This is a genomic window from Spirosoma validum (genome assembly GCF_014699035.1).
Taxonomy (GTDB): Bacteria; Bacteroidota; Bacteroidia; order Cytophagales; family Spirosomataceae; genus Spirosoma; species Spirosoma validum.
In genome coordinates this window covers 65519-86996 of record NZ_JACXAA010000011.1, presented here as the reverse complement: position 1 = coordinate 86996, position 21478 = coordinate 65519, and the positions used below count along the sequence as shown (strand labels likewise).

The 21478-nt window shown below is 50.8% G+C and carries 17 protein-coding genes; 11 read left to right on the top strand and 6 right to left on the bottom strand.

The window, feature by feature from the left end; all coding sequences use genetic code 11:
- Positions 1 to 8 precede the first annotated feature (8 nt).
- The 9 genes from IC230_RS24875 (at position 9) to IC230_RS24835 (ending at position 11953) form a co-directional block, all read left to right on the top strand.
- On the top strand, positions 9 to 830 hold the full coding sequence (locus IC230_RS24875) for an HvfC/BufC N-terminal domain-containing protein (protein WP_191041779.1): 822 nt from the start codon (positions 9 to 11) through the stop codon (positions 828 to 830).
- A gap of 327 nt (positions 831 to 1157) precedes the next feature.
- A complete protein-coding gene (locus IC230_RS24870) occupies positions 1158 to 2102 on the top strand; it encodes an RraA family protein (RefSeq protein ID WP_191041778.1) in 945 nt (314 codons plus the stop codon).
- Positions 2103 to 2179: 77 nt separating this feature from the next.
- Positions 2180 to 3457 carry a mandelate racemase/muconate lactonizing enzyme family protein gene (locus IC230_RS24865; RefSeq protein WP_191041777.1) on the top strand — a complete coding sequence of 426 codons (1278 nt, stop codon included), beginning with the start codon at positions 2180 to 2182 and terminating at the stop codon, positions 3455 to 3457.
- A gap of 74 nt (positions 3458 to 3531) precedes the next feature.
- The gene (locus tag IC230_RS24860) at positions 3532 to 4869 is read left to right on the top strand and encodes an MFS transporter (RefSeq protein WP_223860828.1); all 1338 of its coding nucleotides are present in this window, start codon (positions 3532 to 3534) and stop codon (positions 4867 to 4869) included.
- A 7-nt stretch (positions 4870 to 4876) separates the two neighbouring features.
- A complete protein-coding gene (locus IC230_RS24855) occupies positions 4877 to 6310 on the top strand; it encodes an alpha/beta hydrolase family protein (protein ID WP_191041776.1) in 1434 nt (477 codons plus the stop codon).
- Positions 6311 to 6371: 61 nt separating this feature from the next.
- Positions 6372 to 7598, top strand: coding sequence for a mannonate dehydratase (uxuA, locus tag IC230_RS24850; RefSeq protein WP_191041775.1), 1227 nt, complete (start codon positions 6372 to 6374; stop codon positions 7596 to 7598).
- A 94-nt stretch (positions 7599 to 7692) separates the two neighbouring features.
- Positions 7693 to 9840, top strand: a complete 2148-nt coding sequence (locus IC230_RS24845; RefSeq protein WP_191041774.1) for an alpha-glucuronidase family glycosyl hydrolase — start codon at positions 7693 to 7695, stop codon at positions 9838 to 9840.
- Positions 9840 to 10604, top strand: coding sequence for an SDR family NAD(P)-dependent oxidoreductase (locus tag IC230_RS24840; RefSeq protein ID WP_191041773.1), 765 nt, complete (start codon positions 9840 to 9842; stop codon positions 10602 to 10604). The genes IC230_RS24845 and IC230_RS24840 overlap by 1 nt, the downstream gene beginning before the upstream one ends.
- A gap of 104 nt (positions 10605 to 10708) precedes the next feature.
- Positions 10709 to 11953 carry an alkaline phosphatase family protein gene (locus IC230_RS24835; protein ID WP_191041772.1) on the top strand — a complete coding sequence of 415 codons (1245 nt, stop codon included), beginning with the start codon at positions 10709 to 10711 and terminating at the stop codon, positions 11951 to 11953.
- A gap of 181 nt (positions 11954 to 12134) precedes the next feature.
- Here the strand turns inward: IC230_RS24835 and IC230_RS24830 are convergent, their stop codons facing one another.
- From IC230_RS24830 to IC230_RS24820, 3 genes are all read right to left on the bottom strand, one after another.
- Positions 12135 to 12410 (bottom strand): hypothetical protein, encoded by a 276-nt coding sequence (locus tag IC230_RS24830; RefSeq protein ID WP_191041771.1) that lies wholly within the window; start codon positions 12408 to 12410, stop codon positions 12135 to 12137.
- A 90-nt stretch (positions 12411 to 12500) separates the two neighbouring features.
- Positions 12501 to 12956 carry a DUF2147 domain-containing protein gene (locus IC230_RS24825; protein ID WP_223860827.1) on the bottom strand — a complete coding sequence of 152 codons (456 nt, stop codon included), beginning with the start codon at positions 12954 to 12956 and terminating at the stop codon, positions 12501 to 12503.
- Between the two features lie 270 nt (positions 12957 to 13226).
- Complete coding sequence (locus tag IC230_RS24820; RefSeq protein WP_191041770.1) at positions 13227 to 13679, bottom strand: hypothetical protein; 453 nt, start codon at positions 13677 to 13679, stop codon at positions 13227 to 13229.
- Between the two features lie 134 nt (positions 13680 to 13813).
- Between IC230_RS24820 and IC230_RS24815 the strand changes: the two genes are divergently transcribed.
- Positions 13814 to 14110 carry an SCP2 sterol-binding domain-containing protein gene (locus IC230_RS24815; protein ID WP_191041769.1) on the top strand — a complete coding sequence of 99 codons (297 nt, stop codon included), beginning with the start codon at positions 13814 to 13816 and terminating at the stop codon, positions 14108 to 14110.
- Between the two features lie 95 nt (positions 14111 to 14205).
- On the opposite strand, the gene IC230_RS24810 is transcribed toward IC230_RS24815, so the two are convergent.
- The 3 genes from IC230_RS24810 to IC230_RS24800 all read right to left on the bottom strand — a co-directional run bounded on the left by IC230_RS24810 (position 14206) and on the right by IC230_RS24800 (position 19564).
- On the bottom strand, positions 14206 to 15618 hold the full coding sequence (locus IC230_RS24810; protein ID WP_191041768.1) for a SusD/RagB family nutrient-binding outer membrane lipoprotein: 1413 nt from the start codon (positions 15616 to 15618) through the stop codon (positions 14206 to 14208).
- 39 nt (positions 15619 to 15657) lie between these two features.
- Positions 15658 to 18822, bottom strand: coding sequence for a SusC/RagA family TonB-linked outer membrane protein (locus IC230_RS24805; protein ID WP_191041767.1), 3165 nt, complete (start codon positions 18820 to 18822; stop codon positions 15658 to 15660).
- A 139-nt stretch (positions 18823 to 18961) separates the two neighbouring features.
- Positions 18962 to 19564 carry a peptidylprolyl isomerase gene (locus tag IC230_RS24800; RefSeq protein WP_191041766.1) on the bottom strand — a complete coding sequence of 201 codons (603 nt, stop codon included), beginning with the start codon at positions 19562 to 19564 and terminating at the stop codon, positions 18962 to 18964.
- A 386-nt stretch (positions 19565 to 19950) separates the two neighbouring features.
- Here IC230_RS24800 and IC230_RS24795 point away from each other — a divergent pair, with 386 nt between their 5' ends.
- A complete protein-coding gene (locus IC230_RS24795) occupies positions 19951 to 21402 on the top strand; it encodes a Gfo/Idh/MocA family protein (protein WP_191041765.1) in 1452 nt (483 codons plus the stop codon).
- Positions 21403 to 21478: the final 76 nt, after the last annotated feature.

Sequence of the window (21478 nt, the reverse complement as noted above, 5' to 3'; positions counted from 1 at the left end):
GAAGTAAAATGCCAGAAGAGAACGTACACTCGCTGAATCAGGTCCAGAACTGGATGCAGGCCATGCTTGTGACAGCCGGGGAGCACAGAACGCCGGGGGGAACAGGAGATCGGCTAAAACCGGAAGACGTCATCAAGGCTTCCTCAAACTTGCCGGCATATCAGCATCTGGCGATCTATCAGCAAAGTTATGTTGCCCGATTGCGGGAGTGTATGCGAAACCAGTTCAGTGTGCTGGCTTATGCGCTGGGCAACGACCTGTTTCAGCTATTTGCTGACGATTATCTGGAAGCTTATCCTTCCAACAGCTATACCCTAAATTCGCTGGGCAGTCAATTTCCCCATTTTCTGGAACAGACGCGCCCCGAGTCTGATTCGGAACAGGAAGATTGGCCTTCTTTTATGATCGAACTCGCTCAATTCGAGTACGATTTATCCGTAATCTTCGACGAGTATGCGGACGAGAAAGAGTCCATTCAATCGGCAGCTATTTCAGACGACATGTTGATGTCGACGCCTGTATTCCACCTGTTTCATCACCGCTACCCCGTTTGCCAGTACTATCTTGACTTTACCCAGCAGAGAAAACCTGAATTGCCTTTTCCGAAAGAGAATTATTGGGCAGTAGCCCGCCTGAATTACCGCCTGAAACTGTTTGAGCTGGAGCCAATGCAATACGTATTCCTTAAAAGTCTGAAAGCAGGCCGATCCATCCAGGAAACGAAGCAATACTTTTTGGATAATCACCGGATCGATCCGTCACAGCTGGAGAATGCCTGGGGCAGGTGGCGAAAAGATTTCATCGCCAAAGGCATTTTTACCCGTGTATAAAGCATCCTCTTCGCTACAAACTTTAGAAACCGTTTGAGTTCGCTTGCTTCGTGGCCTCGGATACTCACGCCTGACGTTGAGAGATTTCTCAAAGCTGATTTTACTATACACATCGCTAGATTTTCCTAGCTGACTGCGCAAAAAAGCATTGTACTTTCACGCTCATCCTGCATAGCAACAACACTACGCATTCATTTGTCGAAATAAACAGCTACTGGCTTGACGTTGGTTGTCGATTCGACTAATCCATCTTACGGAAGGGTAGAATGAACGGTTGGTCGTCTTATTCGCCATACCTATCTGAACCTCTTGTTCCCGTATTTTAGGATGAAACGAGTCTTTACACTACTAGCTATACTGGCGCTGATCAGTCAAACGACAGCATCGGTTGCGCAGCAGATTTCGAAAGAAGAACTGATTTTTCTAACGCCTGACTGGAAAGGAGAACGCTTCCCGGATGGACGCCCCAAAGTACCGGACGCCATTCTGAAGCGAATGAAACTGGTTACGCACGAGGAAGCCTGGGCGGTGATGAAAGGCGAAAAGTACCGCTATCAGTATGCAGGTGACTGGCAGACGATCAACCCCGATAGTGTACTGGTTGGCCGTGCTTTGACCGCTACGTTCATGCCGGGGCGGCCCGACGTACACCGCGTAACGGATGATAAAGGACATACCAAAGATGGTCGGGTAAAATCACAGAATGCCTGGCCGATTGACATGCTCGTCAAAGGGGATGTATACGTAGTGGATCAGTTTGGTATGCACGAAGACGGCCCGACCATTGGCGATAACCTTGGCAATTCGATCTACGCTAAAACCGGCAATGGCATTGTCTACGAGGGCGCCCTTCGCGACGTAGCTGGCTTGAAAGAGATTGGCGGGTTTACATCGTACTTCCGAAGCTATCATCCGTCGCACCACAACCCCGAAGGTGATCTGAACACGACTCTGGTAGGAATCAACCGTCCGACACGTATTGGCAAAGTGATGGTGATGCCCGGCGACATCGTGCTGGGTCGCGATGGTGGCGTAGCGTTTATTCCGCCCCACCTGGCTGAGAAAGTGGTCAAAACCTCGGAAATCATTCGCCTGCGCGACATGTTTGGCCACCTGCGTCTGCGTGAGCAGAAATATACGCCCGGCCAGATCGACTCGCGCTGGTCGGACGACATCGAAAAAGACTTTTCTCAATGGCTAAATGCCCACGTCAATGAATTACCCGTTCCGAAAGAACAAATTCAGGACTACTTGAAAACCCGAACCTGGTAAATAGTAACCACTTCTCCGTGTCTCCGCTTCGGCGGTCTGATGTGGTTAATTCCAGTAACCTTTTTACTGCAAAAATTATGAGAACCTCCCGGCGTTCCTTTCTGACCAAAGGCGCTTTAGCTAGTGTATTTAGTGCCAGTGCTCTGTCCAGTTTTGGCGAAGGACTTGAAACCGCCGTTCACAATGCGCCCTTGTCATCGGCTCCCTCGGATCTGAAAATCACCGACATAAAGTGTGGCTACACGCGTGGTGGACACAGCCTGTTCGTGAAGATTCATACCAACCAAGGCATCTGGGGCTGTGGCGAAGCGGTCGATGCCTCGGTCGGTACGTATCATCTGGTGAAACTGATGGGGGAGCGGATTAAAGGCAAAAGCCCGCTCAACGTCAATCGGTTGTTTGAAGACGTTCGGAAATCCGGGTTTTTCGAAGGGGCTCAGTCCGGAATGTACATTTCTGTACTGTCTGCGATTGAAACGGCACTCTGGGACCTAACCGGTAAAGCACTGGGCATGCCCGTTTACCAGTTGCTGGGGGGTAAGTTTCGGGACAAGATCCGGGTCTATTGTGACACGGGAGCGTATCGCGAAACCGATACCAGTCCCGATGCCTTCGGGAAAAGCGCCAAAAAAGCGGTCGACATGGGCTTCACGGCCGTGAAATACGACATCGACGAACGTAATGATCCTAACAAATACGACGCCTACAACTGGACGGCCAGCCAGGGCGAGCTGGAGCGGATGTATAACCAGATTGCTGGTGTTCGCAAAGCCGTTGGCCCGAAAATCGACATCTGCGTCGATATGCATGGCCGCTACGACGTAACGACCGGGCGACGGGTAGCCAAGATGATGGAGCCGCTGAACTTACTGTTTTTGGAAGAACCCATTCCGGCCGAAAACCCCGAAGCATACCGGCAAATCCGGGAAGCGTCGAACACGCCCATCTGCGCGGGCGAAAACCATTATCTGGCACACGGCTTCCGGAAACTGCTCGAAATCGGGGCTGTCGATATCATCATGCCTGATTTACAGAAAGCCGGTGGACTGGGTGAAGCGCAACGTATTGCCAACCTGGCCAATCTGTATTACGTACCGTTTGCTCCGCATATGGTAGCATCGTATCTGGGAGCGATGGCGTCGAGTCATGTGTGTGCATCGGTACCAAATTTCCTGATTCTGGAATGGCAAATTTACTTTCATGAAGAGCCGATGTTCAAAGATATCGTTACGTTCGATGGCCCGATGGTGGAAAAAGGGTTTATCCCGCTTTCTAATAAACCGGGTATTGGGGTCGAAATCAATGAAGAAGGTATGAAAAAATACGCGCCCAAAGACGTACCGTTTTTTGTGTGAAAATAGTTGCCCGAATTCGTCATCCCGACCCGTTGGAATGACAAAAAATAAGTGATTGTAAACTTCCGACCTTTATGGAAAACGTTCTGTTGAAGCCTTCCGCAATGACGAAACCGACTAATTATCGCTGGGTCATTGTTGCCTTGCTCTTTTTCGCTACGACCATTAACTACCTCGACCGGCAGGTAATCAGTCTCCTAAAACCGATTCTGGAAAAGGAATTTAGCTGGACTGAATCCGATTATGGTGATATCGTCACCGTTTTTACGTTTTTCTATGGTGCCAGTACGCTGCTCGCTGGTTATATCATCGACAAGATTGGTACAAAAATCGGGTACATCGGGGCGATTCTGGTCTGGAGTTTTGCTGCTATGGGCCACGCGCTGGCCGGTGGTACGTTCGGATTCATGATTGCCCGGGGTTTGCTGGGTATTGGCGAGGCTGGTAACTTTCCAGCCTCGATCAAGACTGTAGCCGAGTGGTTTCCGCAGAAAGAACGGGCGCTGGCGGTCGGTATTTTTAACTCGGGAGCGAATATTGGCGCGGTTGTAGCGCCCGCCATTGTGCCGCCAATGGCGCTGATGTTTGGTTGGCAGATGACCTTTATTGCAACGGGCGCTCTGGGCTTTCTCTGGATTATTGCCTGGTGGTTTTTCTACGAGGTTCCAACCCGGCATAAAGGTATTAATGCCGCCGAACTGGCCCACATTAACGAAGAGCCGCCTGTTCAACCATCGGTGTCGGGTGATGCCGCAGCAACTGATCTTTTAGCCGCTGATGTAAACGCGCGCTACCCGATCTTCGCCAATAGAGCCATCTGGGGCTTTATGAGCGGTAAACTCCTGACCGATCCTATCTGGTGGTTTTTTCTGTTCTGGCTCCCATCTTACCTGTCGAATATTTACCACCTCGATCTGAAGAAGCTGGGCGCTCCACTGATCGTCATTTATCTGGCGGCAACCATCGGCAGTGTGGGTGGTGGCTGGCTTTCGTCAAGATTGATTCGTCAGGGATGGCACCCGACCCGGGCACGGCAATGGGCGATGGGATTATTTGCCATTTGTATAACGCCAGTTATGGCCATCAGTCAGATGAGTAGTATGTGGCCGGTTATTGCGATTTTATCGTTGGCGGTGGCAGCTCACCAGGCGTGGTCGGCCAATATTTTCACTGTAGCGGCCGATCAGTTTCCGAAGCGTGTTTTAAGCCGCGTCGTGGGATTAGGGACGATGGCCGGTACGCTCGGTGGAGCCGTTTTTCCATTGCTAGTCGGTCGTATTCTGGACCATTACAAAGCATTGGGAAGCCTTTCAGAAGGGTACTATATTATTTTCTACATCGCCGGTTTGGCATATTTAGTGGCCTGGAGCATGCTCTATATCTTCGTTTTCCGCCGGGCTGCTAAACCGTAATACGTTCATGAGAGTCAATAGGGGTCCGGCTTCGCTTGTAAGAGCATTTGGTACGTTCGGTTTTTGGATTAGTCTAACGGTCTGTACCGTAAACGCTCAGGCGCCCAATGTTCAGAAAATGACGCCGGAAGAGCGAACGGCCTACATGACAAAAATGCGTGAGGCCAGTCTGGCCGATTGGCAGAAGATGATGGATAAACTCAATCTGAAGCTCCCAACGCTGCCCCCGCCCGCCGACGATCCGAAACGCCCGCAGCACCTTAAACCCAAAGAGGGGTCGAGTAACTGGTATGACGAGGCTGGCGATACACATGTGCGTTCGGGTTGGGGAAACTGGACGAATTATGATGAAGCTAAAGCCAATACTTACACGTTACCAGACCCGTTAAAGCTAAAAAATGGCAAACCCGTAAAAGATGCCAGTACCTGGTGGAAACAGCGTCGCCCGGAGATTCTAAACGACTATCTGACCGAGATTTATGGTAAAACGCCCACTAATACGCCAAACGTAACCTTTGCGGCTACTGGTATCGACAGTACCGTACTGAACGGAAAAGCTACCCGGAAAATGCTCCTTGGTACTATCGATAACAGCCGGTATCCATCGGTCAGCCCGAGCATTCCCGTTACGTATTACAGACCGGTGAATGCGTCAGGTGCGGTGCCGTTGATGATTATTGTCTGGGGTTCATTTCCGCAACCGATGGCAAGTATCGAAAAGCTTATTGAGGCGGGCTGGGCGGTGGCGACTGTCAATACCGGCGCGATTCAATTGGATAGTGGAGCGGGTTTGCACGAGGGTATCATCGGCCTAATGAATGGCGGAAAAGATCGTCAACCTGATGAATGGGGTGTTCTGTCTGCCTGGAGTTGGGGCCTAAGCCGAGTGCTGGATTATTTTGAAAAGGATAAAACGATCAATTCAAAACAAATCGGAATTCAGGGTCATTCACGTTGGGGCAAAACGGCTTTGCTGGCGGGGGCGCTCGACCCACGCTGGGCCATTGTGTTCGCCAGTTGTTCAGGATCGATGGGCGCTTCGCTGGAAAAACGAAACTGGGGCGAAGTGATTGATAACGTAGCGGGTTCTGGGTTATATCATTGGATGGCCGGTAATTTTCTGAAATACGCTGGTAACTGGTCTGCGATGCCTGTTGATGCCCATGAATTGATGGCGCTTATTGCCCCGCGTCCGCTTTTCATTACCGGCGGCACGAAAGACCTCTGGGCCGATCCGAAAGGCGAATTTCTGGCTTGCGTTGGTGCCAGCCCAGTATACGAGTTGCTGGGTAAAAAAGGCGTTGGAACAACCGAAATGCCCGCTCCTGATGTTTCGTTAATCAATGGAGAACTGGCTTTCCGCAATCACGAAGGTGGCCATGTCGACATACTCGACTGGCCCGTTTTTCTGGAATTCGCACAAAAGCAATTTAAAAAATAGTAGCGCGCGTTTCTACCCGCGAGTGTACATGAAAACTGCGGGTTTCCATCCGCGATACAAAATGAGTATGTTACAAACCATGCGCTGGTTCGGGCCGAACGACCCAGTTTCATTAATGGATATTCGGCAAGCGGGTTGCACGGGTGTCGTGACAGCGCTGCACCAGATTCCGGTGGGTGACCTATGGACAACCGAAGCGATTGAAGAGCGGAAACAGTTGGTTGAAGCTGGCAATCGGACTTATTCTCCTCTGCATTGGGCGGTGGTCGAAAGTCTACCTGTCCACGAAGACATCAAAAAAGGCCGACCAACCCGTGCTACGTATATTGAAAACTACAAACAGTCAATCCGGAATCTGGCCGCTTGCGGTATCCGAACCGTTTGCTACAACTTCATGCCCGTACTGGATTGGTCGCGCACGAACCTGACGTATGAAATGCCCGATGGCTCGCGAGCACTCCGGTTTGTCTGGGAAGATTTCGCCGTATTCGATCTGTGCATTCTGAAACGACCGGGAGCTGAGGCTGATTACGACCCGGAAATCAGGACATCGGCCCGGCAGAAATTCAGCCAGATGACACCGGAAGCGATTCAGACGTTATCGAATATCGTGCTGCTTGGCCTGCCTGGTTCGGAAGAGGCTTTTACACTCGATACATTTCAGGGATTGTTGAACGAATACACAACCATTGGCGATGCGGAACTGAGACAAAATCTCTATGAATTTATTCAGCAGGTTGCACCCGTTGCTCAGGAAGTGGGCGTTAATCTATGCATTCACCCCGACGATCCGCCGTACCCGTTACTGGGCTTACCCCGCGTTGTGAGCACCGAAGCCGATTTAGCGCAGTTGATGGCCGCCAGTGACGTAACGGCCAACGGCATTACGTTCTGTACGGGTTCATTGGGGATTCGCTCCGATAACGATTTGCCGGGTATGATTCAGCGGTTTGGCGAACGGATTCACTTCATTCATTTACGGACAACCAAACGGGAAGTTGCCGAAGTACCCGGACGCCCCGGTATTTTCCACGAAGCTGATCACCTGGCGGGCGACGTCGATATGTATGCGGTTGTGAAGGCGATTGTGCTGGAGCAGAAACGTCGTGAAAAAGTTGGTGTCGGCGAAACGTCGATCCCCATGCGACCCGATCACGGCCATCAAATGCTTGACGATCTGCACAAGAAAACCTATCCAGGTTATTCAGCCATCGGTCGGTTACGGGGGCTTGCTGAGTTGCGAGGCCTGGAAATGGGTATCGAGCGGTCGCTGGAAGAGAACAAATGAATGGAAGGTACCACGGGCTTCAGCCCGTTTTTAATTGAATCCTTGAAAACGGGCTGAAGCCCGTGGTACCTGTTTAGAACAAAAGTCAGTAAAAATGAATGCAGGAAAACGTAGCGGATTGCTCGCACTTATCTACCTCTTAACGATCAGTGCGTATGCTGACGACGGCTACCGATTGTGGCTGAAATACGACCTGATTAAAGACGTAGCCAAACGCGAAGCGTATGCCCGTTCAGCCCAGTTTATTGTGGTAAGCGGCAATAGCCTCGTTCTGAAGACCGCTGCCGACGAATTACAGACCGGTTTGCAGGGTTTGTTAGGTAAAACCATACCGATTATTGCTAGTGCTGGAAATCGAACCGGGGGCATCGTCCTAGCTTTCAATAAAACGCCAGGTACGAACAATCAGTTGGTAAATGATGAAGGGTATCAAATCACCAGCAAATCCAATATTATCGTTTCCAGCAAAACAGATGCGGGCGTGTTGTATGGCGTATTTGCCTTGCTCCGTCAACTGCAAACGACTCAACCGATTGACAGACTCTCGCTAACCAGCAATCCTAAAATCCGGTATCGATTACTCAATCACTGGGATAACACGAACGGTACGATCGAACGCGGTTATGCTGGTGGATCGCTCTGGAAATGGTTTGAGCTGCCCGCCACCGTCGACCCGCGCTACCGCGTTTATGCCCGCGCCAATGCGTCTTTGGGAATCAATGGTACCGTTGTCAATAACGTGAACGCTAGCGCCCGCTTTCTGACGGGTGAGTACATTGAGAAAGTTGCGGCCTTAGCCAACGTATTCCGACCTTACGGTATCCGAATTTATTTGTCGGTCTATTTCCCGGCGCCAAAGGTGATTGGTGGATTGAAAACGGCTGATCCGCTTGATCCGGAGGTTAGAAAGTGGTGGGCCGACAAAGCTAAAGAGATTTATACGGTCATTCCCGATTTTGGTGGTTTCCTGGTTAAAGCCAATTCGGAAGGTGAACCCGGTCCGCAGGATTACGGGCGTAACCATGCCGATGGCGCGAACATGCTGGCCGAAGCCTTAGCGCCTTACGATGGCGTGGTGATGTGGCGAGCCTTTGTTTACAAAGCAGCCGGAACGCCGGACCGTCCAAAAGCCGACCGGTTCAAGGCCGCTTACGAAGAATTCAAGCATCTGGACGGTAAATTCAATAAGAAGGTGATTGTGCAGGTGAAGAACGGGCCAATCGATTTTCAGCCGCGTGAGCCGTTTTCGCCCTTGTTTGGCAATATGCCCCAAACGCCGTTATCGATCGAGTTCCAGATCACGCAGGAATATCTGGGCCATGCGACTCATTGGGTCTACGAAGCGCCACTTTTCAAAGAATGTCTCGACTCGGATACCTACGTAACGGGTAAAGGCTCACCATCCGGTGCGGCAACGGTCGCTAAAGTGGTTGATGGCAGTCTGCATGGCTACGGACTGACGGCCATTGCGGGTGTCGCCAACACAGGCGCTAATCGAAACTGGACAGGAAACCCGATGGCACAGGCCAACTGGTACGCCTTTGGACGACTGGCCTGGGACCATACACTAACGTCGGAAACCATTGCCCGCGAGTGGGTAAACATGACGCTTACAAAAGAGATCCAGACGGTTAAAACAATTACAGACCTGATGCTGAAATCGCGCGAGATTTTCGTGAATTATAACACGCCCCTCGGTTTGTCGACGCCCTGGACTGGCGAACATTTTGCGCCCGAACCCTGGCAAAACCAAAGCTCTCGCCCGGACTGGACCGCTATTTATTACCACCGGGCCGATTCCGTCGGGTTAGGTTTTGATCGAACTACGACCGGCAGTAATGCGTTGGAGCAGTACCGGCCAGAAGTACAGCAACGCTGGAGCAATCCTGAAACCTGTCCGCTGCCGTATTTGCTTTGGTTTCATCACGTTCCGTGGACGAAAAAACTAAGCACAGGTCGAACGCTTTGGAACGAACTCTGCACGCGCTTCTATACCGGCGCAGATTCGGTTGGCTGGATGCAGCAGCAATGGGCACAGGTTAAACCAGCTATTGACCCGGAAATTTTTGCTGACGTAACGGGCCGATTGGAAACGCAGCACAAGGAAGCAATCTGGTGGCGCGATGCCTGGTTATTATACCTTCAACAGTATTCTCGTCAACCGATTCCGGCGCCATTTAAAAAACCTGAGCGTACTTTAGACGACGTAAAACGCTCAGTCGATATTTACCACTTACGATAATGGATCAAACAAATGTATTCTCGCTCGACGGGAAATTAGCCCTGATTACGGGCGGGGGCAGTGGAATCGGCTTTGATATTGCCAAGTGCATCGTTCTGGCTGGCGGGAGCGTCGTCATAACAGGTCGGCGGGAGCAGCCCCTTCGTGAAGCCACCGAAACGTTAGGTGAACGGGCGCACTACCAGGTGAACGACGTAACAGAACGCGCCTTGTTGGATAACTTAGTCGAAACCATCGAAACAACGTACGGACCGATTGATATCCTGGTCAATAACGCCGGTATCAACATGAAAAAACCGGCGCTGGACGTAACGGATGAAGATTTTGATCGAATTGTTCACACGAATCTGAACGCTGTTTTTAGCCTTACACGCGCTTGCGCTCAGCGCATGATAGCTCGTAAGCGAGGCTCCATTATCATGATCTCCTCGATGGCCGCCTACTACGGCATCGATCGGGTGGCTGCTTATGCGGCTTCTAAATCGGGTGTAGAAGGGATGGTAAAAGTGCTGGCTTCGGAATTTTCGCCCCACGGCGTTCGGGTTAACTCTATTGCACCTGGCTTCATCGAAACCGCTATGAGTAAAACCGCCATGAGTGGTGATCCCGACCGTTTTACCCGAGCCATGCGACGAACGCCGATGGGCGCTTTTGGTAAGCCCGATGATATTGGCTGGGCTGCCGTTTTTCTGGCCTCTGAGGCAGCTCGCTACGTTACCGGCGTATCGCTTCCGGTGGATGGCGGTAATTCAATCGGCTTTTAAACAATCATGAATTTTTAAGTTAGCGTTTCGTTCGTGACGGGTATTACACTTATTTTGAGCGCCGTTACGTAACGTGCATCCCTGTGGTACGCTAACTTAATACCATGAAACTAAGGTCTAAACTACAACTGCTGATTGGCTGCTGGCTACTGGGCTGTCACTCCATTCTGGGCCAGACTAAGCCCAAAAAAGCGCTGTTCGTTATTGTCGATGGGATTCCATCGGATGTAATCGAAAAACTGCCTATGCCCAATCTGAAGGCTATTACTAAGGAAGGTGGTTACGTTCGGGCTTACGTCGGTGGACAAAAGAATACGTATTCCCAAACCCCAACCATCTCCGCTGTAGGCTATAACAGTCTGCTTACAGGAACCTGGGTAAACAAGCATAACGTGTGGGACAACAGCATTAAAGCCCCTAATTATCAGTACTGGACAATCTTTCGCTTTTTTGAAACGCAGTATCCTGGCAAGAAAAGCGCCGTTTTTTCGACCTGGCTCGATAACCGCACAAAGCTGATTGGCGAAGATATTGCCGAAACGAACCGACTACGTATTGATTATTCGTTTGATGGGCTAGAGCGCGATACGTTGCTTTTTCCACACGACAAGGATGCCGGATACATCCACCAGATTGATGAAAAAGTAGTTGACGAAGCTAGTCGGTATATCCACGATGAAAGTCCTGATTTGTCGTGGGTCTATCTGGAATACACCGACGACATGGGGCATAAGTACGGTGATAGCGACCGGTTTTACAAAGCTGTTGGCATGATGGATGATCAGATGGGCCGTTTGTGGAAAGCCATTCAATACCGTCAGAAAACCTTTGGCGAAGACTGGCAAATCTTTATTACAACCGACCACGGTCGAAGCGCTGATACGGGCAAAGATCACGGAAAACAATCCGATCGGGAACGTAGTACGTGGATCGTTACCAACGCCAAAGATCTGAATAGCCAATTCCGGAAGAACACGCCGGGTATTGTCGATATCATGCCAACGCTGGCGCGCCACCTGAACTTAACCATTCCAAAAGAGCAGAATTTTGAACTAGACGGTATTCCGCTGACTGGCAAGCTGTCGATCGTCGAGCCGACTGTGAAAAAGGAAGGTACCAAAATTGCCGTAACCTGGAAAGCGATAGAGCAGGAGGGAAGCGTAAAAATCTGGCTCTCCCCAACCAATCATTTTGAGGAAGGTAAACGAGATAATTATCTCTTAGTAGCTGAAGCACCCACCAAAGCCGAAGCGGCTACGATCGACGTATCAAAATTGCCGTCGGGGTTCTTTAAGATCGTTCTGGAAGCCCGCTACAATAATCTGACCCGCTGGATTGTGGAGAAATGAACTAGCGAAATCCATTAAGAGAATGTGTACCAGATAACCAGGCAATACTTTAACGAGCAAAATGGTAAAGAATGATTTATAGAGTAAGAGTCTACCCCAAATAAAATTCCTCAAGCAGGCCCTGATGTGCTCTACTTGAGGAATGTCAGCTATCTATGCAGAAGAAGACTATTGTAAGTTCTTAAGCTGTCAATGACAGACTATTGCCTTTATACAAACCACCGCCTATAAGCTCATTATCTGAATGGCTTCCTCCGTAAAGGCTGGTACTTTTTGTTAATCCGTTACCAACAAAACCGCCAAACAGATTACTGAGATGACTACTGCTATCGTCTGAGCTATTACTGATGGTCTTACCACTTTTCTTGCTAAAGTATTTGTATATGCCAAAACCAGCTCCGGCAAGTAGGGAAGCTCCCAAGGCGATTCCCAGCGATGTGGTCAGTTTCTTATCCATGACTGTTTATGAGGTTGTTTTACGAAAATAACCTACGACGGACCAAATAGTTTTTGTCAGACAGATTAGTCGACTAGTATCACCTGACTTTTATTTCACCCGTGTCCAGGTTTTAGTTTTTCCTAGAAAACTGATGCCCATCATGTAGCCGCGTAGGTCAATTGAGTTTGGGTCTTTGAGCGATACTTCGCAGTTGTAGGTTTTGCCATCTTCGGGGTTATAAATCTCCCCGTCGCTCCAAACATTATTGCCTTTGTATGTCAGATTGGTTAATAAGACCAGGCCCATCAGCGGACGACTGCGTAATTTTTCGTCGGGGTTTTCCTTGTCCATTTTGGGCTTATTGGTCGCCGGTTCATTCGGTTCCAGCATCCAGACCAGTTTGCCGTAATACTTATTGCCCTGTCTATAAATCTGAACCTGATTTCTTTTTTTAGAACTGAGCCATTTTCCCATCAGAGCGTCGGGATCATCGGCTTTGGGAGCCATCGAAGTCATTGTAATAAATACGACGAGGGATAGGATAGTAAAACGAAACGCGTTCATAGGTAAGCGGTCCATTAAATAGTTAAAGCTGTGGTTTGACGATATAAACAAATTACAGAGACAATTGGCGAGTCATACCTGAAAAATCGTCCTAACAGACTTAGTACGATCAATAGTTGCCCTTATTGTAACCTTATAGCATTGACCGATTATTCCGGAATAAGTTTAATGAACGCTTACTAAAATCGCATGAGGCATGAATTTACACCCTGACGCAGACGGTCGAAAGCAGATCGATTGAGCCGGGCCTTAATCTGGTGTTGAGCGGCTTTAATGCATTTCCTTCAACGTGAGCCAATACAAACCCGCAAACAGCATGCTGAAAAATACGCCAAACGAGATATTTAAAGCACTAAACCCTGCCAGAATTATCGGCAGAATCAGGCCAACAACAACGCCTGCTACGTATACCCAGAAACCCACCCGACGCAGCCGAAACATCAGAATAGCGCCTGCAAGTGTCAGCAATGAATAGGCTGCTGATGCAATAGCTAAACTTTTGATTTGCGTGGGGTCATCGTCCATGGGTGCGTTACCCGACGAGCGGTCTTCATAGTATTGTTTGGGTACGTCCTTTTGTTGTTCGGGTGTGTACTTCCGTTTAACAACCTGCGTTTCCGAAATCGCATCGGTTTGTAATAAGGATACAAAAGCGTCGGATAAGCCCCAGGCGCAACTAAGAAAGGTAAGGATACAGAGTAAGGTCAAAAATTGAGAACGCATGAAGCAGTGCGGTCGAAGCCCGCATTTTTATGAGAATAAAGCGGCCTCTTTACCGCAAAAGCAGATTACCCGCCTACTACACAAAACCTTATTTTTGCGGCAGAGTTTCCTTACAACAACGAAATCCAAATCAAATGACGCTGCAAGAGCTAACCGAGCAAATCCAGAACAAAGTTACACACGCTGATAACATCGACGCTACCGTTAAGCTCGTGACGGATAAGGGTGTAATCTACATAGACGCAACCCAATCACCCGCTGTGGTTTCCAACGACGATAAACCCGCTGACTGCGACCTGCATGTGAGCATCGATAACCTCGTAAAAATGGGTACCGGCGATCTGAACCCAATGATGGCCGTCATGAGTGGCAAGCTTAAAATAAAAGGCGATATGGGTATTGCCATGAAAATGGGTAAAGTGATGGGCTAACTCTATCACAGGTGTAATTTTGCCTATTGCCAGGACATAAAAAACGCGGTTCCAGAGCTAAGAACCGCGTTTTTTTGTGTTTTGGCAGTAACCAGTTATTTATCAAACCACAACGGTGCATCGACGGCTAAACCGCTGGGCGTATTGGGGTTGGAATTTACCTCTTCACTACGGTATAGCAGGCGTCGAACCAACCCCGCAACCGGCGCACCAGCAGGCGTAGTCATGGCCGGGACTTCCTGCCCAATTACACCCGACCGGCGATGTTGCGTCCAGCCTTCAACGGGTCGCATAAACAAATCCAGGTATTGTTGCTGGGCTAACACGGTCCGGTAGTTAGCGGCTGTCAGGGCGGGTAGTTGGTTTACATACGTAGTCGCCTGAGCTGTTGGTACACCAAATGACAGCAGCGACTCGCGTACGCCCGCCCGCATCCGTTGCGTAGCCAGATCGAAACCCCCCGTTGCAAACCCGCGTGCGATGGCTTCGGCTTCCAGAAGCAGTTGCTCCGAGTACGAAAACGAAACCTCGGGCAGGTCGGGCTTGAGCAGGTTCATGTTCACCAGAGCCGAGCGGGTTGTGTAGTTTTCGATACTATTCAACGCTACGTATTCGTTGGCACCGGCAGCTGGTCCCGGCTGGTAAAAATAGGGGATACGCGGGTCGTTGAGTGAGACCAGCAGATCATAAACGGGCTTTGAGCAGTACCAGTCCGACTGAACGCCACCCCGGAAAATGGCCGTAAACGAATACCGTGGGTTCTGCCGACCGGGTTGGTTGTAATACTGAAACTGCATAGTATCGGTAGTGGCGGCAATCATGTTACCACTCGCCAGTAACTGCCCAATAGCGCTTCCCTTCGTTGGGTCAGCGTCGACCATTGAAAACAGAATACGTAGTTTGAGCGAGTTGGCAAACTTGCGCCACTTCGTCATATCGCCCCCATAATACAGGTCGTTGGGTGCAATGATGCCCTTGCTGGCAGGATCAATCTGTCCGATGGCTTCATCGAGCAGCGCTATGCAACCATTCAATACGTCGGCCTGCTTATCAAAGGCTGGTAAATCGACATCGCCTGTTGCGGCCTGCGAAAACGGAATATCGCCCCAGAGGAGTGAGGTTTGTGAAAAGGCAAACGCCTTCATGATTTTACACTGCGCTAAAGCGTTTTTGTTGACGGGTTGCGTGCTTTCCGCCACTTTGATCGCTACGTTGAGGTTTTTCAGTACGTCGGTATAGGTACGTCCCCAGGCCGAGCGTACCCGTGTCTGATCATATTTTGCCTGCTCGAGTCCCCAGCGGCCACCCGACGCCCACATCTGGCTCATCAGCGCGACGGGCCAGGTGAGTTCGCCTACGCGCAGAAGTGAGAACTGGGTGCTGGCACCCGAGAACAGCAGAGATGGATCGACTGTTGTGGAACGATTTGGATCAATATTGAGGGTACTATTTTTGAAACAGCCGGTAGCGGTCAGGGCCAATAAACCGACGTAAAGTATCTTTTTCATAGTTGTAGAAGTCGTTTCTGATACGTGTCCGTGGAGAAATCAAAAGGTAAAGCGCAGATTGGCGCCAATGCTCCGGCTACTGGGAATGCTGCCCCGTTCCAACCCCTCACCAATTAAACCCGTGCCGAGCACGTTGGCTTCGGGGTCGATGTGCGGTACATTCGAGTGGATAATCCAGAGATTACGGCCTTCCAGTCCAAGGGCGATGCTGCCAAAAGGAGTTCGGTTCACCAGTGTACGCGGCAGATTGTAGGCGATTCTGACCTCGCGTAGCTTGGTATACGAGCCGTCGAACGTATTCGTTTCGGGACTAACCGAGTTGTCTAGCTGACTCCAATATTGCTGCACACTGGCAACCGGTACATCGTTGGGACGGTACGTTCCGTCGGCGTTTCGAATCACGCCAGGGTCGATAAACGGCGTTCGATTATTCACCGCCGTTTCAGCGGCCTGGCCACCGCTCCGCACAATGCCAACCGTCTGCGAATTGATGACGCCCCCTTTGCGCATGTCGATCAGGAAATTGAAATCAATGCCTTTGAACGAAAAACTATTATTAATCCCCAGTGTCCAGTCGGGATAAATGTTGCCGAGAAGTCGGCGCGGTCCTGGTGTGCGCAGGCCGGTAGTCGGGTTGATGACGATGTTTCCTTGTGGATCACGTAGCCAGCCTACGCCCTGAATATTGAACGTTTCGCCAGGACGGGCTACTACAAAAATGCCGAACCCATCGCCGGACGTTGTCACGAACTCGGTCAGGCCGTCGGCCAGCGATTCTACGCGGTTACGGTTACGATTAAAGTTGAAAGCCGCATCCCAGCGAAACCCCGACCGGGTTTTCAGGGGCGTTACGGTCAGCATGGCTTCGATGCCCGTGTTCGAAATTTCGCCCACGTTGAGCCGCCGGGCCGAGTAGCCAGTTGACTGTGGTACGGCAATGGAAATGATCTGATCGTAGTTCAGGTTCCGGTAATACGTCAGGTCCAGACCAAGGCGTCCTCCGAAAAAATTTAGTTCCGTACCGAACTCATACGACGTTTGCTGCTGCGGTCGCAGGTTCGTGGGCGGTAATACGTTCGTGGCTCCGAATGCTGACGCTCCGCCAATCGGATACAGGATATTGAACGTGTAGATGTCGCTGGCCTGCGAGAGTGGGTTATACGTAAAGGCAAGTTGATACGGGTCTTCGTCCGAGCCGACATTGGCATAATTGGCCCGCAGTTTGGCGTAGCTTAGAATATCGCGCTTCACGATGCCCATGTTCGGGAAGGCTTCCGTCAGAATGAACGATGCACTAACCGATGGGTAGAAGTAGGAGTTGTTACTGACCGGTAACGTACTGGACCAGTCATTTCGGCCCGTTACGTTCAGAAACAGGAAGTTGCGGTAGTCAAAACTGAAGTCGCCATATACCCCGAAGATTTCCCGGCGGCTGTAGAAGTTCGACGCTACGTTCGACTGCGCATTGGCAAACGTATACAACTGGTCGATGTTCAGCCCATCCGACAGTACCCGCGACCGTCGAATGGTACGTTGATTAAACTGATGACCCACAATGCCCTTGAACGTCCAGTCATCCGAGATTCGGCGGGTAACGGTGCCGATCAGGTCGGTCTGGAGTTCGCGCTCGTAGATTTCGTTGGTTTCGAACTGTCCGTTCAGTCGTCCGCGCGTGCCCCGGCGTGTAGTCGACCGGCGGTTTTCAGTGAAGAAATCGGTCCCGGCACGCCCCGTTACGTTGAACCAGGGTGCTACGTCGTAACTCAGGCTGGTGCCGCCGTAGAGACGGTCGACGGAGTTGGAGAACTTGTTAAACGCCGTTACGAAATAAGGATTATTCTGAATACCGTCGAGGTCGATGGCCCGCGCCAGATCGCCCGTCCAGCCCGCCGGGACGGTCTGCGTTGACGGAGCAAACAGGTTGTTTTTGAGGTCATTGATATCGATGGTCGTATTGACTCCGGCAAGAATTGTTGAGAGGATATTGGTCGTGTTGGAACCTTGTTGCGGACGACCATCGCTGGTCGTGCGAACGTAGTTGAGCCAGGCTCGCGACGTAAGCTTGTCGGTAATTTTGCGTCCCGCATTGATTGCAAACGTATTACGTCCCAGTTCCGAACCCGGCACGGTGCCCGTCTGCTTCAGGTTGGTAAACCCGATCCGGTAGTCGCCCTGATCGCTGGCTCCGTCAATCGACACACTGTTGATGACCGTATGGCCCGTTACGAAGAAGTTTTTCCAGTTGTCGGGATGAGCAGTCAGCCCTTGAACGGTAGCGCCCGTGTAGTCAAGAACCGGCCCTGTAATGCTCGATATGGCCGGACCCCAGCCATTCCCTAACCGGGGGTTATATACGCCGAGGTTACCCTGCGCATATTGGTTCTGAATATCAGGAAAGCGTAGTACGTTATCAGTCCGGTACGATGAATTCACGGCGATGTTCATCTTTTTAGCCCCCACTTTCCCGCGCTTGGTGGTGATGACGATAACGCCGTTGCGCGCACGGGACCCGTAAAGAGCCGAAGCAGCCGCGCCTTTCAATACGTTCATCGACTCAATATCATCGGGGTTGAGGTCGCCAGCGCGGTTTCCAACATCAACACCCCCCGTAACGATGTCGGTTTCGGAGCCGTTGTAGGAGGAATTGGAAATCGGTACGCCATCGACAACGAACAGGGGTTCGCTGGAACTCGACAGCGAGTTTGCCCCGCGAATCATAACCTTCGTGGAGCCACCCACCGATCCAGACTGTTGCGAGATACGTACCCCGGCTACCCGCCCGGCCAGTGAGTTCAGTACATTCGGATCACGGGCTTTGACCAACTCGGTTCCGCCCACTGTCGATACAGCATAGCCAAGCTCTTTTTTCTCCCGAACAATAGCGTTGGCCGTTACGACAACTTCATCCAGATTGGTGAGGTCGGCTACTAATTTCACGTCCACGGTGCTACGTCCCTCGAGTGCTACGTCAATGGTTTTGTAGCCAATGAAGGAGTAGACGAGTGTTTTGGCATTGGTCGGTACCGAAATCTGGTACGTTCCATCGGCGTTGGTGACGGTGCCTGTTGTTGCCCCCTTAAGCAGGACGTTTACGCCGGGGAGCCCTTCGTTTTCGGGTGACGTGACCTTACCCGACACGATTCGGGACTGGGCCTGGACCATCCATCCATAGAGCAATAGGAAAGCAAGAAGCGTTTTTTTCATGTAAGAGTTGGTTAAAATAGATTGAACGAAAAAAGAGTCACATTACACCGGGTTGAAACCTGGCGCAATACACCAGTTTTGATCACTTGCACCGGACGGACGCTGCCGTTTTAACTCGGTGTGACGTAACATTATTAATTTACTTGACGCGCTTCGCGGTACGTATCAGAACAGGAGCTTTGAGTAGCTGTGTGGGATTTGAGTAAGCGTTGGTAGGGCCGGGCTGTCCGGTTTCGCCCTGCTGAATTTTGCGCACTACGTCCATGCCTTCGATAACGCGCCCGAAAGCAGCAAAGCCCTGACCGTCGGGGTTGCGTTTGCCGCCAAAGTCCAGCTCGGGCTGGGGGTTGATGCAGATAAAGAACTCGGAAGCTCCACTGGCAGGCGTTCCCCGCGCCATCGACAACGTACCGTCGAGGTGTTTCAGGCCCGTTTTCTGGGTAGTTTCCTGAGCAATGGGTGGAAACATGCGAGTCGTGTCGGTACGTAGTCCACCCTGAATCACCTCAATCTTTACAGGGCTGTTCGCCTGATTATCCAGGCGAACAACGCGGTAGAACGTAGCGCCGTCGTAGCGTTTGTCGTCGACGTATCGCAGGAAGTTAGCGACCGTACCGGGGGCTTTGTCGGCGTAAAGTTCGAGCACAATTCGGCCCGTTTCCGTTTCGAGAAGAACGCGTTGGGCGCTGGCTGTTGAAAAAAATAAACATAAACTCAGGAGACTAAGTAGTACATGCTTCATACTGTAGAATTTTTTGTGTCTGTTTAGAATTTGATTTTTAGGTTTATTTAATTGATTTATTGAATTCTTCTTATAGAATTATAGATAGTTTACCTAAGTAGTGTGTGTAAAGCAATGTAACGTATAAATACTTATAGGACAAGGAGATAAGACGTGTTTCTTATTAGATGGGTAAGGCGAGAAAAGAAGCATCCTGATCCCAATGGCGGCCCAGATTACGGCTACATCGAAAGCAGATCTCTTTTCTGTATAGTAGAATCTACCAGCGGGGTGAGCCGTATTGCGAGCTATCGACTTCCGAACCCCGTTCAGTAGTATGGAGACCAATTAGTCTTATTGAGATACATTCATTGTGCCGGATCGCGGTGCGTAATTCACTCAGCAAAATGACTAAACCCTCCCGTCGTAAATTCCTGAAAAGCGGTGTCCTGTCTGCTGCCGCACTGTCTATTGGCGATTTTTTTATTGTACCACGTCACGTTTTGGGAGGGAAATCTCCTAATGGATCGCGAATCATTGCGCCATCGGATAAACTTAATATCGCGGCCGTCGGCTGTGGTGGGAAGGCTGACGTGAACATTCGTCTGGCTTACAATAAGGGCTCCGATAACATAGTCGCTCTCTGTGATGTCGACGACCGGCAAGCCAAAAAATACCGTGCTCAGTTTGCCAATGCGCCCTATTTTCAGGATTATCGGGAGATGTTCGACAAAGTGGGTAAAACCTTCGATGCGGTTATTGTCAGCACGCCTGATCATATGCACGCGCCCATTGCGATGGCGGCCATGCAGCTCGGCAAACATGTATACGTCGAAAAACCACTGACCCACGACATCTACGAAGCCCGGATGCTGACGCAGGCCGCTCAGAAATATAAAGTCGTAACGCAGATGGGCAACCAGGGCAGTTCGGGTGATGCGACGCGGATTATCGAGACGGCCATTCAGAAGAATCTCATCGGTCACGTGCATACCGTTTATTGCTGGACAAACCGCCCCGTCTGGCCGCAGGGGGTTCGGTCGCCGAAGGATAAAGGTGAATCGCAACCAATTCCGCCTGAGGTAAACTGGTCACTCTGGCTCGGTACAGCTCCTGCCCGTGACTACCACGAAGCCTACATGCCGACCCGCTGGCGTGGCTATTGGGATTTTGGTACGGGTGCGCTCGGCGATATGGGCTGTCATTTCATGGACGTACCATTCCGGGCGCTGAACCTCAAATATCCAACCTCGGTGGAATGCAGCGTTGGGTCAGTATATTCTGATTTTTTCCAGGAAGCGTTTTACGACGATGTTTGTCCACCCTCGTCAGCCATTCACCTGACCTTCCCATCCGACGACCGGAAGGTGAAGGAGATCAAATTTTCGTGGTTTGATGGTGGTATTCGGCCGCAACTGCCGGAAGGAGTGGAGTATAGCGACGTATTCCGGGAAATTGACGGTGGTATACTATTTATCGGCACGAAAGGAATGCTGACGGGTGGGCTTTTCGGAAACGACCCTAAGTTATTACCTGCCGATAAGTTTGCCAATAAAGCGTTGCCTGCGCCCGAAAAGCCCTTAGTTGACGGCAAAACCGAAGGGCACCAGCAACAGTGGGTGAAAGCCTGTAAGCAGGGATTTGGCGCTTATACGTCCTCTTCCTTCGACCAGTCGGGTCCACTTACCGAAACGGTTTTAATGGGCAATCTGGCCACGCGTTCCTATCTGGCCCGCGAAGACGGCAAGTTCACGGGTCGCAAAAAACTCTTCTGGGATGGCGACAATATGAAGATTACAAACTACGATTACGCCAACCAGTTTGTGAAGCGGCAGTATAACGGCGGCTACACATTGTAGTGAGGGGCATAGGGCAGAGGGCATGGGTGCTGACGCGGCTAGATTGCTTTCGCGTCAGCGCCCATGCCCTCTGCCC